The organism is Amphritea sp. (assembly GCF_050300915.1).
Taxonomy (GTDB): domain Bacteria; phylum Pseudomonadota; class Gammaproteobacteria; order Pseudomonadales; family Balneatricaceae; genus Amphritea.
The window spans coordinates 1-17,718 of sequence record NZ_JBNKYN010000093.1; the positions used below are offsets into that span (position 1 = coordinate 1).

At 50.4% G+C, this 17,718-nt stretch carries 15 protein-coding genes; 4 read left to right on the forward strand and 11 right to left on the reverse strand.

Going from position 1 to position 17,718, the window contains the following annotated elements; genetic code table 11:
• The 3 genes from ACQY8X_RS18400 to ACQY8X_RS18410 form a co-directional block, all read left to right on the forward strand.
• Nucleotides 1–660 (forward strand): PhoX family protein (locus ACQY8X_RS18400; RefSeq protein WP_428036590.1); only part of this gene is annotated, 660 nt, incomplete at its 5' end.
• 271 nt (nucleotides 661–931) lie between these two features.
• A complete protein-coding gene (locus tag ACQY8X_RS18405; RefSeq protein WP_428036591.1) occupies nucleotides 932–2,899 on the forward strand; it encodes a diguanylate cyclase domain-containing protein in 1,968 nt (655 codons plus the stop codon).
• Between the two features lie 378 nt (nucleotides 2,900–3,277).
• On the forward strand, nucleotides 3,278–4,606 hold the full coding sequence (locus ACQY8X_RS18410; RefSeq protein ID WP_428036592.1) for a Na+/H+ antiporter NhaC family protein: 1,329 nt from the start codon (nucleotides 3,278–3,280) through the stop codon (nucleotides 4,604–4,606).
• Nucleotides 4,607–4,717: 111 nt separating this feature from the next.
• Here the strand turns inward: ACQY8X_RS18410 and ACQY8X_RS18415 are convergent, their stop codons facing one another.
• From ACQY8X_RS18415 to ACQY8X_RS18455, 9 genes are all read right to left on the reverse strand, one after another.
• Nucleotides 4,718–6,139, reverse strand: a complete 1,422-nt coding sequence (locus tag ACQY8X_RS18415; protein ID WP_428036593.1) for an amidase — start codon at nucleotides 6,137–6,139, stop codon at nucleotides 4,718–4,720.
• 1 nt (nucleotide 6,140) lies between these two features.
• The gene (locus tag ACQY8X_RS18420) at nucleotides 6,141–7,412 is read right to left on the reverse strand and encodes a Zn-dependent hydrolase (RefSeq protein WP_428036594.1); all 1,272 of its coding nucleotides are present in this window, start codon (nucleotides 7,410–7,412) and stop codon (nucleotides 6,141–6,143) included.
• A gap of 23 nt (nucleotides 7,413–7,435) precedes the next feature.
• Complete coding sequence (locus ACQY8X_RS18425; RefSeq protein WP_428036595.1) at nucleotides 7,436–8,128, reverse strand: ABC transporter ATP-binding protein; 693 nt, start codon at nucleotides 8,126–8,128, stop codon at nucleotides 7,436–7,438.
• The gene (locus tag ACQY8X_RS18430) at nucleotides 8,125–8,880 is read right to left on the reverse strand and encodes an ABC transporter ATP-binding protein (RefSeq protein ID WP_428036596.1); all 756 of its coding nucleotides are present in this window, start codon (nucleotides 8,878–8,880) and stop codon (nucleotides 8,125–8,127) included. The genes ACQY8X_RS18425 and ACQY8X_RS18430 overlap by 4 nt, the downstream gene beginning before the upstream one ends.
• Nucleotides 8,880–9,884 carry a branched-chain amino acid ABC transporter permease gene (locus tag ACQY8X_RS18435; protein WP_428036597.1) on the reverse strand — a complete coding sequence of 335 codons (1,005 nt, stop codon included), beginning with the start codon at nucleotides 9,882–9,884 and terminating at the stop codon, nucleotides 8,880–8,882. The genes ACQY8X_RS18430 and ACQY8X_RS18435 overlap by 1 nt, the downstream gene beginning before the upstream one ends.
• Nucleotides 9,885–9,886: 2 nt before the next feature.
• On the reverse strand, nucleotides 9,887–10,744 hold the full coding sequence (locus ACQY8X_RS18440; RefSeq protein ID WP_428036598.1) for a branched-chain amino acid ABC transporter permease: 858 nt from the start codon (nucleotides 10,742–10,744) through the stop codon (nucleotides 9,887–9,889).
• Nucleotides 10,745–10,807: 63 nt separating this feature from the next.
• A complete protein-coding gene (locus ACQY8X_RS18445) occupies nucleotides 10,808–11,998 on the reverse strand; it encodes an ABC transporter substrate-binding protein (RefSeq protein WP_428036599.1) in 1,191 nt (396 codons plus the stop codon).
• A gap of 131 nt (nucleotides 11,999–12,129) precedes the next feature.
• Nucleotides 12,130–12,876, reverse strand: coding sequence for a FadR/GntR family transcriptional regulator (locus tag ACQY8X_RS18450; protein ID WP_428036600.1), 747 nt, complete (start codon nucleotides 12,874–12,876; stop codon nucleotides 12,130–12,132).
• Between the two features lie 640 nt (nucleotides 12,877–13,516).
• The gene (locus tag ACQY8X_RS18455) at nucleotides 13,517–14,704 is read right to left on the reverse strand and encodes an MFS transporter (protein WP_428036601.1); all 1,188 of its coding nucleotides are present in this window, start codon (nucleotides 14,702–14,704) and stop codon (nucleotides 13,517–13,519) included.
• Between the two features lie 114 nt (nucleotides 14,705–14,818).
• On the opposite strand from ACQY8X_RS18455, the gene ACQY8X_RS18460 reads away from it, so the two are divergent.
• Nucleotides 14,819–15,649, forward strand: coding sequence for an AraC family transcriptional regulator (locus ACQY8X_RS18460; RefSeq protein WP_428036602.1), 831 nt, complete (start codon nucleotides 14,819–14,821; stop codon nucleotides 15,647–15,649).
• A 27-nt stretch (nucleotides 15,650–15,676) separates the two neighbouring features.
• Here ACQY8X_RS18460 and ACQY8X_RS18465 read toward each other — a convergent pair whose 3' ends face one another.
• Both ACQY8X_RS18465 and ACQY8X_RS18470 read right to left on the reverse strand, forming a co-directional pair.
• On the reverse strand, nucleotides 15,677–16,636 hold the full coding sequence (locus ACQY8X_RS18465; RefSeq protein ID WP_428036603.1) for a GGDEF domain-containing protein: 960 nt from the start codon (nucleotides 16,634–16,636) through the stop codon (nucleotides 15,677–15,679).
• Nucleotides 16,637–17,051: 415 nt separating this feature from the next.
• Nucleotides 17,052–17,297: a hypothetical protein gene (locus tag ACQY8X_RS18470; RefSeq protein WP_428036604.1), complete on the reverse strand. Its 246-nt coding sequence runs from the start codon at nucleotides 17,295–17,297 to the stop codon at nucleotides 17,052–17,054.
• Nucleotides 17,298–17,718 lie beyond the last annotated feature (421 nt).

A 17,718-nucleotide genomic window follows, 5' to 3' on the forward strand; every position in this document is an offset into this window, starting at 1 on the left:
CTGATCTATGCCCGTGAAGCCGCAACGGTTGTCGGTGCCACCACCATGGACCGTCCTGAGTGGATTGCGGTCAACCATAAGACGAAAACCGTCTGCTGTACACTGACCAACAACAAAAACCGGGGTAAGAAAGACAACCAGCCTGTAGGTGGTCCAAATCCACGGGCCAACAACAAGTATGGTCAGATCGTTCGCTGGAACGAAACCAATGGCGATAACAGTGCCTCTACCTTTAAGTGGGATCTGTTCCTGGTGGCCGGCAACCCAACCGTGCACAAAGATTTTTACGCCGGTTCTGCCAACATTAACGATGAAAACATGTTTAACAGTCCTGATGGTCTGGGCTTTGACAAAGCGGGTCGTTTGTGGATTCTGACTGACGGTAAATACTCCAACGAGGGCGACTTCGCGGGTATGGGTAACAACCAGATGCTCTGTGCTGACCCGGAAACAGGAGAGGTACGTCGTTTTGCAACGGGGCCAATCGCCTGTGAAATTACCGGTATGACATTCACACCTGACCAGCGCACCGTATTCATTGGTGTGCAGCACCCGGGTGAAGATGACAAACCATCGCACTTCCCTGCTGGCGGAAATAGCAAACCACGCTCAACCATCATGGCCATTCAGCGTAAAGATGGCGGCATCATAGGCGCCTGAAATTAAGCACGAGAACAACAAAAGCCTCCATTCGGAGGCTTTTTTATATCACAAACTTATCTGGCTATAATCACTGTTGTGATTAGCTAAGCTCTGTTAAAATGCCCACACTTTTTATGGATAAAATAATATAACTGATTAACATGAATACGGTTCTTGCTGCAGCTCATGCTCTGATAACCGATAACCCATGGACAGGTTATATCAGCACAACGCAGAACAGGCCGTCATAGAACCCATGTTATACCACCTGCTTCTCTTCACTTTACTGATGTCAGCCGAAATGCTGATTATGCGGGCGATGCAGAAGCTGGAGATTGCTAGCAATTTTTTCTGGCTGGAAATTTTTCTCGACGCGGCCTTAGTCGCGACAATCTCCGTCATACTGGTTCGCTATTTTGTAAAGTCTCAAAAACTGACGGCGCGCAATGATCTGAATTCCGAGTCGATGCTCTTACGAACAGGCATCATCGCTTTTGGCGTAGAGAGCATGTTAATGCTGATCTTTCCGCTGATAAAAATATCCGCGACAGGACTAACCATCCTCATCTTAGATGGTCTGTCTTTTGCCCTGATAACGACACTGTTAATCCATTATCTGCTGCTAAAACCAACGAACCTTATCCCTCTCAAACAGCATGCTCTGGTCGATAAAATTCTGGCATTACGCAGTTTTTTGCTGTTTTGTTACCTCGCTTCGCTGAGTCTGTTTTTACTGTTACTGCTTAATGTCTACCAACAACAACACCAAACCTATATGAGACATGCGGTCGATCAGGAAGCCCCTCAGCTTGCACTGATCAAAAACAGCCTCAACGACCGGATATCGAAAGCCGCACTGGACACACTGATGTTAGCCCAACAGGAAAACCTGCGATTATGGCTCAGCGGGGATACCGAAGCTCAGTCCAGACTCATCCAGGATTATGTCAACCTGGCGGCCCTCAAGCCGCTCTATGAGCAGATCCGCTTCATCGATAACCTGGGGCATGAGAAAATACGGGTTGATCAGGGCAGCCTTGGACCGGTGGTGATTCCCCAGGCTGACTTACAAAATAAACATAACCGCTACTACTTCACTGAAGCTGTCAGGCTGGAGCTCGGACAGGTTTATATCTCCCCGCTGGATCTTAATATTGAACATGGGCGGATCGAGTTGCCTTATAAACCGATTGTGCGCACCGCAAGCCCGGTTTTTGATCGTCAGGGCATTAAACGCGGCATTATCATTATCAACCTGAATGCCTCAGCGCTGTTCACCCAGTTAAAACAGGATGCTGAAAATACCACTGGCGAGTTGATGCTGTTGAATGAAAATGGTTACTGGCTGTTTGGCCGTGAGCGCGAAGCGGCCTGGGCCTTTATGTTTCCGGAATATAAAGACCGGACTATGGAGAAGTACTACCCTGGAATCTGGCCGCAGATCAGAGAAAAAGCCAAGGGCGCCATCGCTTCGCCGTATGGTTACTTTATCTTTGCCACCATTGCGACCGGGCGATCCGATTCGGATAGTATTGACCAAAACACACAGTCATCGAAGCTGCGCTGGCCCGAATGGAAGTTAGTCTCACTGGCAAATCCTGAAGAGGTCTCTATCGCCTACAACAACATACTCGCCCCTCTGGTGATGTTTTTCATTTTAATAGCGATCGTGACCGGAGCAGGAACACTGCTGTATTTCAGAATCCAGCGAAAAAATCTGATTGCGCAACAACAAATTGAGCATCTCGCCCACCATGATATGCTCACCGGACTGTGCAACCGCAATCTGTTCATCCAGATTCTTGAATTACAACTGGCCAGCTTCAAGCGGACTGAAGAGCCATTAGCACTACTCTACATGGACCTTGACAGCTTCAAACCGGTTAACGACCTCTACGGCCATGAGGCCGGTGACTATGTTTTAAAACAGTTTGCCTTTCGACTTAGAGAAATACTCCGCGAAACCGATACCCTGGCCAGACTAGGAGGCGATGAGTTTGCCGCAATACTGCCCTCTTTTGGTAACCGCAGACAGCTGGAAATTATCGCCCAGCGAATTATTAACACAATGGAGCAACCCTTTGTCTTTAATCAGCAGGCGTTAACCGTGGGCATCAGTATCGGCATCGCCATACACTTCAAGGGACTGCCTCTGGAGTCACTTTTGCATGAGGCTGACCAGGCGATGTATGAGGCAAAGCGCACCCAGAAAAACAGCTATTGTTTTGCCGCAGCGGATGAAACCGGAGGCGGGTAATTCCGCAGATTTACAGTTCAGACGCCAGCCGACATTATCACCAATAGTTATTAATAATCTGGCAGTTATAACCAAAATACCAGCTTTATAGTAAATCAATATTAGCCTTGAATTATCCAGCCGGTATAATGCCCGGCTTAAACAGCGAGACTACCTACCGGGTAGACTACTCGCCTGTATTTCTGCCTGCCATCCAAAAGACTGGCGGGCTTTTTTCATGCTGACTCTGCTTATCGGCAGACGATAATCAGCAACCGGTTCCGCTGAACCTGGTCTGAAAGCGCAGTATTGAGATCCATACTGTTTCGCGGCCGGGATCACCTCTCTGGTTCTGCTGGCTGTTTCAGCATATTACTTTCTGTACTCCGGGAGCCTGAAATGAGAGCTAATCCGCTCGCACTTTTACCGTTACTACTCTTTCTCGCCCTGTTTATCGGCAGCGGTGTTTACTACCAGTCAGCTAATATCGATTTCGCCTTCTATCAGATCTCTGCACCGGTCGCGATCCTGCCTGCGATCGTCCTGGCTCTGCTGCTGGATAAGGGCACACTGAATCAGCGCCTGGAAACCTTTATCGCGGGGGTTGGTGACAGTAACATCATCACCATGTGCCTGATCTACCTGCTTGCCGGGGCATTTGCCAGTGTTGCGAAGGCCGTGGGTGGCGTTGATGCCACGGTCAATTTTGGCCTGAGCGTCATCCCTTCTGAACTGGTATTGCCAGGGCTGTTTGTAATTACCGCCTTTATCGCTACCGCAATGGGTACCTCAATGGGCACTATCGCGGCGATGGCACCCATTGCACTGGGGCTGACCGAAGTCAGCGATCTGTCTCTGCCGCTTTGCATCGGCGCAGTGGTTGGCGGTGCAATGTTCGGTGACAACCTGTCCATCATCTCCGATACCACCATTGCCGCGACCCGCTCGCAGGGCTGCGATATGCGTGACAAGTTCCGGATGAACTTTAAAATAGCCCTGCCCGCGGCATTGCTCACTCTCGGCTGGCTCTATTTTCAGGGCGCTGATGCCAGCATTACTCAGGACAACGAATATCAGCTCATCAAGGTGCTGCCCTACCTTGCTGTACTGGTGATGGCGCTCAGCGGCCTGAATGTATTTCTGGTACTGTTCAGCGGCACTCTGCTGGCGGGCGCTATCGGCCTGACGGGGCATGAAGGTTACAGCATCGCCCAATACGCCAAAGATATCTATGCCGGCTATACCGGGATGCAGGAGATTCTGATTCTGTCAATGCTGATTGGTGGTCTGGGAGCATTGATGAAAGCCCAGGGTGGACTGGAGTTTCTGGCCCGCCAGATTGAACGTGTAACGTCAAAAGGAGATAAGCCGGAAGCCAGTCCCCGGGCAGGTGAAGCGGCGATCAGTAGCGCAGTTGTCCTGACCAATATCTGTACCGCGAATAATACCGTTGCCATCATTATCTGTGGCGGACTGGCAAAAGATATTGCCGAGCGTCAGCACGTTGACCCACGACGCAGTGCCTGTCTGCTGGATATATTCTCCTGCGTAGTGCAGGGGCTGTTACCCTACGGCGCACAGGTACTGCTGGCAGGCTCAATCGCCGGACTCTCACCGCTGCTGATCATCGGTAATATCCATTACAGCTGGTTGCTGGGGATTATTGCGCTGGGAACCATTGTGTTTGCTAAAACGAAGCCCCATAAGCATGCCCTAGAGAGAGTTTAACCCCGTTTTAGAGGAGAGCTAAAGCCGTTTATTGCCAATAAAACACAGGGCTGGTGATTACACACAGCCCTGTTCTGTCTGACGCCTACCTTCAATCACATGACTACACCACTATACCGGGGCAGCGATCACTGGTGAACTGAGGGTATCTGTTTTACAGACTTGCATCAGGCGTCTGGCCACCGCCAGCAAACGGGCATCATCCCCTCTTGCTGCAACCAGTTGCAGACCTACGGGTAAACCGTTGACAGATCCACAGGGAACCGTTGCTGCAGGCTGTTGTGTCAGATTAAACGGGTAGGAAAATGGGGTCCACTCCATCCACTCTTTCTGGCCATCATCCACCGTATTACGTCCCGCGGCAAAAGCAGTGATCGGCAGGGTTGGCGTCAGCAACAGATCGAAACGCTGATGAAACTGGTTCATCAACACCCCTAAAGCAGCCCTTGCATCAACGGCTTTCATATAGGTGACAATATCAATTTTACTACCCGACTCTCCGATCCGGCGAAAGCCCGGGTCGAGTAGCTCCCGTTGCGCCTCGCTGAAGCCCTGAACCACTTTACCGGCACCGGCAAACCAGAGTGTTGAAAAGATCTCGGCCGGATCGGTAAACCCAGGATCAACCTCCTCGACGTTGGCCCCCAGATCCACCAGCAGGCTGACTGCGTGGTCGACCTCAGCCCGTACTGCAGGGTCGACATCAACATATCCCAGTGTCGGGCTATAGGCGATATTAACCCCTTTCAGAGGCAGATCCGGAATCGCACTCCAGTTACCGGAAAAGAGACGATCGGAATACCAGTCGCGGGAGTCTGGCTGGGCGACGACATCCAGCATCAGCAGACTATCTTCGACGCTGCGGGTCATCGGCCCGAGATGGGAAAGCGTGGTCATGGCACTGGCAGGCCACTGAGGGATAAAACCGAAGGTGGGTTTGATACCGAACACACCACAGAACCCTCCGGGAATTCGGATAGAGCCTCCCGCATCACTCCCCTGGTGCAACACCCCCATATTCAGAGCTGCAGCCGCAGCCGCACCGCCAGAAGATCCGCCGGCAGTCAGCGCGGTATTCCAGGGGTTGCGGGTAATTCCCGTAAGACGGTTATCGGTGACCCCTTTCCAGCCAAACTCGGGGGTACAGGTTTTTCCCAGAATCACTGCGCCGGCTTCCAGCATCCGCGCCGTGAAGGGAGCATTATCAGTGGCCGGTTCAGCAGAGCTGGTCAGTGAGCCGCTACGATTTGGCATACCCGCAACCAGGGTCAGATCCTTAATGGATGAGGGAACCCCATCAATCGGGCTCTGTGGTTTCCCCGTTAACCAGCGCTGCTCCGATTCTTTCGCCGCTTTAAGCGCACCTTCAGCATCAACATAACAGTATGCGTTCACCTGTAAATTACAGGCGTCAATCCGGGCCAGGGAGGCCTCTGTCGCTTCTACCGGAGACAACGAACCCTCCCGGTAAAGGCGGCTCAGCGTGACCGCATCAAAATCAGCAATATCCGAAGATAACTTTTCATTATTCATCTCAGGCTCCCCTTCCGGCACTTGCCAGCAACGCATTTAGCAACACCGAAGCCCCGGCAGCCAGATCATCGGCATCTGCACGCTCCATTTCGTTATGACTGATACCGCCCTCACAGGGGACAAAAATCATTCCGGCTGGCGCTATCTCCGCCAGAAAGATGGCATCATGTCCTGCGCCGCTGACAATATCTAAATGGCTGTACCCCAGTGATTCACTTGCGCCGCGAACCGCGGCAACACACTCAGGTGCAAAGGCCAGTGGAGCAAAGTCTGCGGTAGGTTTCAGCTCGGTGGAGACGCCAAACTGTTGCTCGATCCGGCTGATTTCTGTTTTCAACGCCTGAACCATAACCTCCAGAACCTCAGCCTCAAGGTGACGCAGGTCTATTGAAAGATCGACTTGCCCCGGAATTACATTTCTTGATCCGGGGAACAGCTCAAGACAACCAACCGTTCCACGCCCATGAGGGGCATGGTCGAGTGCCAGTTGATTAACGAATAGCATGATATGCGCAGCAGCGAGCCCCGCATCATGGCGCAGATTCATCGGCGTTGGCCCCGCATGGGCTTCAACACCGGTAATGCGCAGGTCAAACCATTTCTGACCTAGCGCACCAATGACAACACCGATAGTTTTCTGTTCATCCTCCAGCACTGGCCCCTGTTCTATATGCGCTTCATAGTATGCAGATGCCCGATGCCCGGTTACCGGACGCTCTCCGGCAAAGCCAATACTCTGTAAAGCCTGTCCGACAGAGACTCCCTCGCTGTCACATACCGCCAGAGTACTATCAAGATCAAACTGTCCGGTAAAAACACCCGACCCCATCATGCAGGGGGGAAAGCGAGATCCCTCTTCGTTTGTCCAGACAACCACTTCAATCGGCGCGATAGTTTCAATCTTCAGGTCATTCAGGCGACGTATCGCTTCCAGTCCTGACATCACACCAAAACAGCCATCAAACTTACCACCGGTCGGCTGGGTATCGATATGGCTGCCAGTCATCACCGGCGGCAAGCTGTTATCGCGCCCTGCCCGACGGGCAAAAATATTTCCGATCTGATCAACGCTGACTTCACAACCCGCTTCGGTACACCAGCGGATAAAGAGTTCCCGTACTTGCCGGTCAAGGTCAGTCAGTGCAAGACGGTTTAAACCACCTTTTTCGGTTTCGCCGATCCTGCCCTGCTCCATCAGACTATTCCAGAGCCGCTCCCGGTCTACTGTTAACAGCTCAGACGCTAACTTTTCTATGCTCATTTCATTCATCATTCATTATCCTGAAAGCCGGTTGTCTAAACCGCCAGATAGCGGTCTTTTATAATTTCCTGCTGGCGGAAATCTTCACCTGTACCGCTGTAAACAATATTTCCCTGTTCAAGGACATAGTGTCTGTCGGCAAGTCGCTCACAGACGGCCAGGTTCTGTTCAACCAATAATACCGATACACCGGTTTCTCTGATGCGCTCAAGAATGCGCACGATCTCATCAACGATCACCGGAGCCAGCCCCTCAGTCGGCTCATCAAGCAATAACAGTTGTGGGTTATTCACCAGAGCCCGGGCCATGGCCAGCATCTGCTGCTCACCACCGGATAGCTCATTACCGCCATTTTTGCGCCGTTCATATAACCGCGGGAACATTTGATAAACGTCGGACATGCTCCAGCGACTGCCAGCCCGCACCGCTATCGATAGATTTTCCTCCACACTCAGCAGACTGAAGATCCCCCGATGCTCAGGCACCAGTGCGATACCGTAACGGGCGATCTCAAAGACCTCTTTACCCACCAGCTCAACATCGTTAAACCGGATCGAACCCTGCTTAGGTTTAACAATGCCAACGATACTGCGCAGCGTGGTGGTCTTACCGGCGCCGTTTCGCCCCAGCAGCGTCACCAGTTCGCCTGGGCCCACTTCAAGAGAAAGCCCCTCAAGGACATGGCTTTTACCGTAATAGGAGTGAACATTATTCAGCTCAAGTTTCATGATCCGCTCTCCCCCAGATAGGCTTTCTTAACCCGTTCATCACCGCTCACCTCATCCGGGTCACCCTCAATCAGGATATTGCCCTGATGCATCACCGTAATCCGGTCTGAAATCGACATCACCAGGCGCATGTTGTGTTCAATCAGCATAACCGTGTGATCGCGTCCAAGTTCTGCAATAAGCTGCGTCATCACCGGGATATCATCAACCCCCATCCCCGATGTCGGTTCATCCAGAAGCAGCATCTGCGGATTGCTGCACAGTGCCATACCAACCTCAAGCACTCGCTGTTGCCCATGGGAAAGTTCGCCGGCACAGGTATCCGCGACCGCCCCCAGCTTAATCCGTTCAATCACTTCGTCAGCCTTGTCACTATGTTCGCGACGATGCTGATCTGAGTACCAGAACGCCAGGGCTCCCAGTCCATCTCTTCCCTGGGCAGCCAGGCGCAGATTCTCATGCACACTCAGGTTCTGGAACAGGCTGGTGATCTGGAATGAGCGGGACATGCCCGCAGCGACACGTTTATGCGCAGCCTGGCTGGTAATATTTGTGCCAGCAAACTGAATATTGCCGCTGGACGGTTTGCGTTCTCCCGTTAAGCAATGGAACAGTGTGGTTTTACCCGCGCCATTGGGACCAATCACCGTATGGATTGAGCCCCGCCGTATTTTCAGATCAACACTGCCCAGCGCGGCAAAAGCGCCATAACGTAAACCCAGGCCTTCTGTTTCAAGTATGTAATCGTTCATCAGTTAGCCTCCCGGGATTTCGCATCCGGCTCTTTTGAGCGGCGATACTCACGCCAGCGATCAGCAATTGAACCCAGGCCGCCCCACAAACCTGAAGGCATAAACAGCACCACCGCAATCAGAGCAATACCCAGCAAAATCATCCAGCGGGGCCAGACAGATGACAGTACATCACCCAGCAAGACGATTGATCCCGCCCCCAGAATAGAGCCAAACAGCGAGCCGGTGCCACCAATGATGGTCATGATCAGTATGTTCTCAGACATCTGTAACTCGATATTCGAGAGAGGTGCAAAGTTCAGCAACATCGCGTACAACGCTCCGGCTATACCGGTAATCCCCCCTGAAATAACAAACGCCAGTAACTTGAAATGGTTGGTTGAGAACCCCACCGCTGAGGCACGATTCTCATTTTCCCGAATGGCTACCAGTGTTGTGCCAAAGGGAGAATGGATAACCCGGCGGGCAAAAATAAAGATCAGCATAAACAGGGTAGCGACAAAGGCGTAGAATGCCTCGCTTGACACCAGGTTACTGATTTCAAATCCAAGCAGGGTTAATGCCGGACGTGGAATATCCAGCAGACCATTATCACCGCCGGTCCAGTCACTCACACTGTAAGCGATAAAATAGGCCATCTGTGAGAACGACAATGTCAGCATGACAAAGTAGATCCCTTTACGGCGAATAGATAACGCCCCTACCAGGCCCGCCAGTAACGCCCCAGCCAACATCGCACTGAGCAAAGCGCTGAGCAGGCCAAAATTCCAGTGGATCATGCATATTGACGCGATATAAGCACCGCCACCGAAGAAAATCCCCTGACCAAAGGAGAGTAATCCGGTATATCCCAGCAGCAGATTACAGGCCAGTGCCGCCATCGCAAAAATAAGGATTTCGGTCGCCAGAGTTGCCGAAGGCAGCAACAGAGGCATCAGTATAACCGTTGCCAGGGTTGCCAGAGTAACCCCACCAAGCAGCGATGATCTTTTCTGCTTCATCATAATCAGGCTCTCCCGAACAAACCGTATGGACGTAACAAAATAACAAACGCCATCGCACCATAAATCATCAGGCTTGCACCCTGTGGCCAGATAGTTGTCATCAGACTCTGCACCAGACCGACAATCAGACCACCAACCAATGCCCCGGTGAACGACCCCATACCGCCAATCACAACGACAACAAAGGCTATACCCAACACCTCAACGCCAACAAAAGGATGTACCCCCCGGATCGGGGCAGCCAGCACCCCAGCAACGCCGGCCAGACCGACACCCAGCGCGAAGGTAAGCGAAAACAGTTTATGGATGTGGGTTCCCAGTAAAGAAACGGTTTCAGTATCCTCACTTCCGGCTCGCACCAGCGCGCCAAACCGGGTTCTTTCAAGCAGCAACCAAAGAGCAAACGCGATAACCGCCGAAAAAAGAATCACGAATAAACGGTATTTCGGATAGAAAAAGTTCCCCATCTGAAAGACCCCCTGCAGCGCCTCAGGCACCGCGACAGATTTACCGATGGGCCCCCAGATTGAGATCGTCAGTTCCTGAATAATCAGTGCTATGCCAAGGGTTATCAGAATGTGATAAGTGTGTGGCAGATGATAAGCGCGTTTAATCAGTATTCTTTCAGTAATCAGGGCCAGTATCGCTACAGCAATAGGTGCTATGGCTAAAGCCAGCCAGAAATTTCCCGTTAGTGCTACGACGGTAAAGCACAGATATGACCCGATCAGGTAATAAGCACCGTGGGCAAAGTTAACAAAATTTAAAAGACCAAAGATAATCGTCAGTCCAACCGAAATCAGAAAATAGATCATCCCCAGTCCGACACCATTCAGTATCTGAAACAGATAAAGACTCATCGGATCGCTCCTGCACAACGAATATATGCCGTATCCCGGTATCACCGGGATACGAATACTGATTTAGCTACGCTTGCACGTCAGAGCTGATTCATCCGGAAACGACTTTCCAGAACTGATGATATTGACATAATCGTCCTGATCGGCCATGTCTGCGGCAGGTTTACCTTCCAGCAGATAGTAGTCTTTCAGAACCTGATGATCGGCTTTACGAATCACTTCGCTTCCGGTTGGGCCTTCATACGTGGCTCCTTCCAGCGCTTTAGCAACCGCAGCACTATCGGTTGTTCCGGCCTTAGCAATCGCATCCAGAATCACAGTGGTGCTGATATAGTCAGCGGCCAGAGGGTAGTTAGGGTTCATACCGTAAACCTCTTTCACCCGCTTAACCAACGCCTTGTTCATGGGTGTGTCCACGGTGTGCCAGTACTGCGCACCGAAATACACGCCTTCGGCAATATCCGGACCCAGCTCCTGTAACTGATCAAGACCGGATGACCAGGCGACCAGAATGGTCATCTGATTTTTCAGACCGAAATTAACAGCCTGGCGCAGCGCATTCGATGACTGAGAACCAAAGTTCAGCAACAACAGAACATCCGGTTGTGCCGCCATCGCGTTGGTGAGGTAACCGGAGAACTCCTGCTCTTTCAGGGAGTGATAACTGTTACCAACATGTTCGATACCTTCCTCGGCAAATACCGCCTTGGCATTGTTCAACAGCGCCTCGCCAAACACATACTGAGGTGTGATGGTGTACCAGCGTTTTTTCTCCGGAAACTTATCAATCAGCGGTTTCACGGTTTGCCGGATAGCACCATAGGTCGGCACAGACCAGCGGAAAGTGGACATGTTACAATCGCTTCCGGTCAGTTCATCGGCACCCGCCGGGGTGATGAAAACACCATTAACCTTGTTAACCTCTTTACCGATAGCCAGCGCCGTAGAAGAGAGCGTTGCACCATCAAAAAAGCGGGCGTTGTCCTGACTGATCGCTTCCTGAACCTTACGCACCGCTTTACCCGCATTGCCCTCGGTATCAATCGTCTCATAGTGGACGCTCTGCCCCAACAGATCGCCATAATCCTCTACGGCCAGTTTAGAGCCCATGTCTGCGTATTTACCATAACTGGCAAATGCACCGGACACTGATTTTACACCGTAGACAGTAATGCCATCTGCAGCCAGCGTAAGAGAGCTCGTTGCCGACAATACCGCGGATATCAGGACGTTCCTCAACATTATCTTTTTCATACTGCTTTCCTCTAAGGTTTAATTGCTCTTCTATTTATTTGCCTTAATTTGAAGCTTCTCATGTACAACTTATTATTGTGTCCGGCCTGTTCAACAAGCTCTTTTTGCTGGGTAGCTGAATACCCTGGGTATTACATTTTTTTTGAAATCTTGCCGTCCAGCGCAACGAAATGCGCCTCAGCTTCGCACATATGTTCACCCATCAACCTGCGCACCTGTGCTTCATCTTCTGCGCGATAGGCATCAAGTAAGCGCTCGTGATAATCAACATTGGATTGCGTAAACTGGTAAGCATCAATCTGATAGGACTTTTTCAGCACGACCAGATCTCTGAGCGCCTCGTTCAGAAAACGCCCCATAAAGCTCAACAAGGGATTTGGACATGCATCAGACAACACATTATGAAACTCAAGCTCTGCGATTCTCTGGCTGCGCTGCTGATCTTCAGATTCAGGCGGAGTCGCACAGCTGTTGGTATGCGCTTCAAGCAGTTCAAAGTCGGCCTGAGTCAGCTTTCCAACCACCGACACCGCCAATTCAACCTCAATCAGCTTGCGCATCTGGTAAATCTGTTCCGCAGAAAGGTGATTAAAATATAAATAGTTTCGCAGCATCTTGCTGGCAGGTTCAGTTCCAACTTCAGAAAGGTAAGCCCCACCTCCCGGGCCTGGACGGGTATACACAAGCCCTTCAACCTCAAGCGCCTTCAGGGCTTCCCTGACCGTGCCTTTGGAGCAGCCAAACTGATCAATCAGATCCTTTTCATTAGGCAGGCGATCACCCGGCAACAGCTCTTCAGCAACAATCATCGACTTCACCTCATCAACAATGAGGTCAGATAGTTTCTGTTTACGGTACTTTCGCTGAATTTCAGCCATTTTATCTCCAAATTGAGCGACTTAAACAATTAATGTAAATAATCATGATTAATTATTTTAGCTCAAAAAAATCAGCTTCGAGAGCTGTTTCTGCTAAAGGATGACACTGCTTGATATCGTCAGTGTGTCATTGATATCCCCTCGCCGTTATTCGAAAGTACAATAGATCCATCAGTTAGTTAAATATTTATAAAGTTAATGTTAGTTAATATAGTACTTACCTATGAAACAGATCAGCTGTCGTAAGACAGAGTATTTCTTCGTTACAGCGCTCTATTTCGAACTTTTTTATTGTCAGACGAGCCTGTTGCAGAAAGGCAGAAGATACTGAAGAAATCAGGATTTTATAGTTGGAAAACCTGGTTTTCTTATGGAGACCAGTTGAAAAGCCGAAAAATATTCGATTCATCAGCCCCCTTATAACAGCGCTTGGGGGCTGACCGACAGGGCAGAGACAACTCTCTATTCAACACAGTCTCGATTGCCAAAATTGAGTCTGACGCAGACAAAAAAGGACAGGATACTCTTTCCAGTCCTGTCCCAGTTTGTCAACGCTGTGCAAAGCCATCCGGATTAGGCGCTTTTACAACCCCATATAAGTGAACCCGCCCTGGACAGAGCCTCGGCTCGCCACACAAACTTATGAAGCGTTTGCGATTTTCCCCGAAAACAGTATCACTTCCTCTCCTGGCGCGGGCTTCTCAGGCACCATCCGCGCCAGTATCAGCGACACCCCACCCAGCGCGGCACCGGTGAGAAACACCGCCGCCGGAGAGATAAGCCATAACACCCCATAGGCGGCAGGCAACGCCACTGCAGCGATATGGTTGATGGTGAAAGACACCCCAGCGGTGGAAGCCAGATCCTTCGGGTCGGCAATTTTCTGCAGATAGGTTTTCTGCGCTATTGCCATGGAGAACAACAGATGGTCGGCAATATACAGCCCCACCGCAATCCAGGGATCTGACACAATAGCGTAGGCTGTAAACACGATAATCAGCCCGATATACTCAATGGTAAGGGTTTTACGTTCACCCCAGAAACCGATCAGCGCGCCAATCCGGGGCGCACAGATCATATTCAAGGCACCATTGATGAGAAACATAATAGAGATCTCACCGGCAGAAAAACCAAACTTCTCCACCATCAGGAAGCTGGCAAACACCATAAAGATCTGCCGCCGGGCACCGCCCATAAATACCAGCGCGTAGTAAAGCCAGTAACGCTTTCGCAACAACAGTTTTTTATGTTGCTCAACCTTGCCCTCCAGTCGGGGAAACGCCAGCCAGCAAAACAGAGTGATGCCTACAGTAACGCCACCACCGAGGAGATAAACCGTTTGCATCGATAAACCGGAGATATCCAACGCCAGCCATACCAGCGCAAACGCCACCAGACTGGCAAACGAACCAATCGCCACCATCTGCCCCAGGCGATGGGGGGCTTCCTCCTTGCTGAACAGCTGTAGTGACAGCGACTGGTTCATGGTCTCATAGTAGTGAAACCCCATCGACATCAGCACGGTAGTGCAGTACAGGCCGACCTCTGAGGGAAAAAATCCGGTGGCAGCGGTTCCCAGCCCCAGGAGTAACATCGAGACCAGAGCCAGAGTCTGCTCACGCATCAACACCAGCAACAGCACCGCGCCAAAAGAGATAAACCCGGGAATCTCACGCAAAGATTGCAGAATACCGATCTCAACCCCGGTAAAAGCCGCTTTCTCAATGGCGAAGTTATTCAACAATGCCATCCACACCCCCATCGACAGGGGCATCGCACCCGCCAGCAAAAACAAAAATAACTCCGGGCGACGGATAAAGTTCACCATAATAACTCCTGTACAAGCGGACATTCTTAACAACGCAACAATACCCGACCTGATGACTCAATTAATTTCTCTGGCTACTTTAAAAAAGATCCAAACTGGCGTATACAATAAACCATGCCAATTTATATCGAGAAACAGACAGAGCTACCTGAAATCCCCAAACACTGGGTAACCCTGGATGGACAACCGGTCAACCGGCTGGAACACGTTCCCCGTCGGGTCGTGATCCGTAAAGCAGACCACGAAGCGGGATTTTATTCGCCTTACCATAGTCATGGCTGGGGACAACTGCTGTTTATCGCCGACGGACTGATTCAGGTATCAGCCCGGGATATTGGCTACTGGGTAGTACCGCCGCAACGGGCGGTATGGATTCCCGCCTTTATCGAACACGATGCCCGTACTATTCATCCGGTACAGATGCGCAATGTCTATATTGCGCCTGAAGCCTCCAGAGATCTGCCCGATCACTGTCAGGTCATCCATGTAACCCCTCTGTTGCGGGAGCTGATTCTGGAGATGGTCTCCTTTGATACCCTCTATGATGAGGACGGCACGCAGGGACGTATCGTTCAGGTGTTTCTTGATCAGCTTAAAACCATTCCCGAGGCCCCTCTCCATCTGCCGCATCCCAAAAGTAAATCCCTGATTGTGATCGCCCACAGGCTGAGAGATAACCCCGCCGACCCGCGCTCAATAGATGAGTGGGCAACCGAGCTGGGCACCAGCGCCCGCTCTCTGGCCCGCCATTTTCGTCAGGAAACGGGGATGACGTTCGGGCAGTGGCGGCAACAGGTGCGCCTGCTGGCGGCTCTGACCCGCATCGCCCAGGGGGATGCAGTCGCCAATGTTGCCCAAGACCTGGGTTACAGCAGTCAGAGTGCCTTTATCACTATGTTCCGCAAGGCACTGGGGAAAACGCCGGGAAGGTATTTTGAGCTTTAAATACACCAACTAAGTACATGATGACACTTAATCAACGCATACCCGGTTGCGCCCCTCTTCTTTGGCCCGATAAAGTAAGCTGTCTGTACGGGCAACCAGATCGTTGATCTCATCGCCTGGCTGTCTTTCAGCTACTCCAAATGAGACCGTTACCCGGATATCAGCACACAACCGAGTGTTGCTCACCAGGCGACATAACTCTTCAGCTTTGCTGACAGCGGCATCACCGCTGGCTTCACTGAGTACGATGGCGAACTCATCACCCCCGAGACGATAGATCGTATCAGACTTTCTCAGCCTTGAATTCAGTAACCTCAGAACAGCGCTGAGCACCTCATCCCCTTTTGCATGGCCAAAAGTATCGTTGATAGTTTTGAAATTATCGATATCCAGGATGATGAGTGACAGGGGGGTATGCTGCTCGGTTGCTGCAGCAAAAAACTGTTCCATGTGATAATTAAACAAGCGACGATTACCCGCACCGGTTAAACCGTCCTGAGTCGCCTGCTGTGTCAGTACATCCTGATACCCTGCCATACTCCGGAAAACGATATATGAAAAAACATTCACCAGGCTAATGGTAAACAGAACACTCAGTTGTTCGATCAAAAGCAGCTGGCTATTGATAACGGGAAAAATCGCAAACAGCGCCAGAATATTAACAATCAACGCTTCCAGCGGTTTAAGCAGGAAGTACCCGGTAATCATGGCCGGATAGAACCAATAGATAAGCGATGGCCCCCTGATGTTAACCACCACAACCACGGTGACGAGAAATAATGCGGTGAGAATAATACAGGCTATGCGTAACTTATCACTTTTAATGACATACACCCCAATGAGGATAGCCCCCACTAAAGCAGTAAAATCAACCGCAACCATCAGCCAGAGCTGCTCCATCAAACGCAATACGATAAAAGGTAAAACACCGATAACACAGGCAGCACACAAACCCAGGATAATATTTTTTTTATTATAAGACTGCATAGATACTTTCCGTAAAAGACTCTGCTCTAGACAATATATCTGTTCTTGAGAAAAGTAACCCGGATAGCTCCCCACTAAGAGACCTAATTGTGCAGAGCATATGCCAGCACTCTCTATCACAGTATCTATACAGCGGCGCTTCCTGAATCACTGTCGCGGTGCCACCAGGCAACTCAGGATAGCGACGGTGTCGCTGGCCAGAAGGGTTTTGTCTGAAACGTTACGGCGTAGATGGCAGGGTTATGCCAGCACCGGGCATACTGAGGGGTCAGTCCCGGATGTGCTTAACAAGCGTAAAGCCAACGTCGGGATTTAATTCCATCAGCAATATTACTGGGGACATCACTCAACAGAGAGGTATTTCGACATATAGAAAATTAAAGCTAAAAGCAGTGATCGCACGGATACAAGGCCATTAATCACCACCGCCATCGCCCCCCCAGGAGTCACCGCCAAAGTCACTGCTGTCACTACCATAACCATCAGCTCTGCCAGCCCGACCACCCAGCGGAGTCATCAGCAGCAGCCACAGCAGCAATGAAATAAGAAAGATAAAGACACCTAAAGGAGCAATCATATTAAACAGTGTCTGATCTGAGTACAGATCCGTATAGCGCCAGGATGTCCACAACCCGGCTAAGATAACAATTATTGACTTCATCTTATTTCCTTATAAGAAATTATCTATTTTAATAAAACCTAGTGCTAACTCAATCCAGACCAGACCCAAATATCTCACATAAATCACTACTTACCTCGATAAGTCTACAGGGCTGAATTCAATATATAGCTTTTTAAAATTTCTCTCGAAATCCTCACGAACCAACCCGTGTATTTCAATAAAAAGGGAGGATTTTTTAATGGCCACGATCGCACTTTGATCGAACAGATTATTGCCCGTAGAGTTTTTAACATCAGCACTTAGTAATTCACCATTATGATCAACTGCAAAGAAACCATAACCGTCATTCCATCTCTGATACTCTCTGATTTGATCCAATTATTGGATACAGCGTTGAAAATCCGCCATATTACGAGAGATCTCGTCTATCAATACCCCCATATTCGACAGTATCTGATCT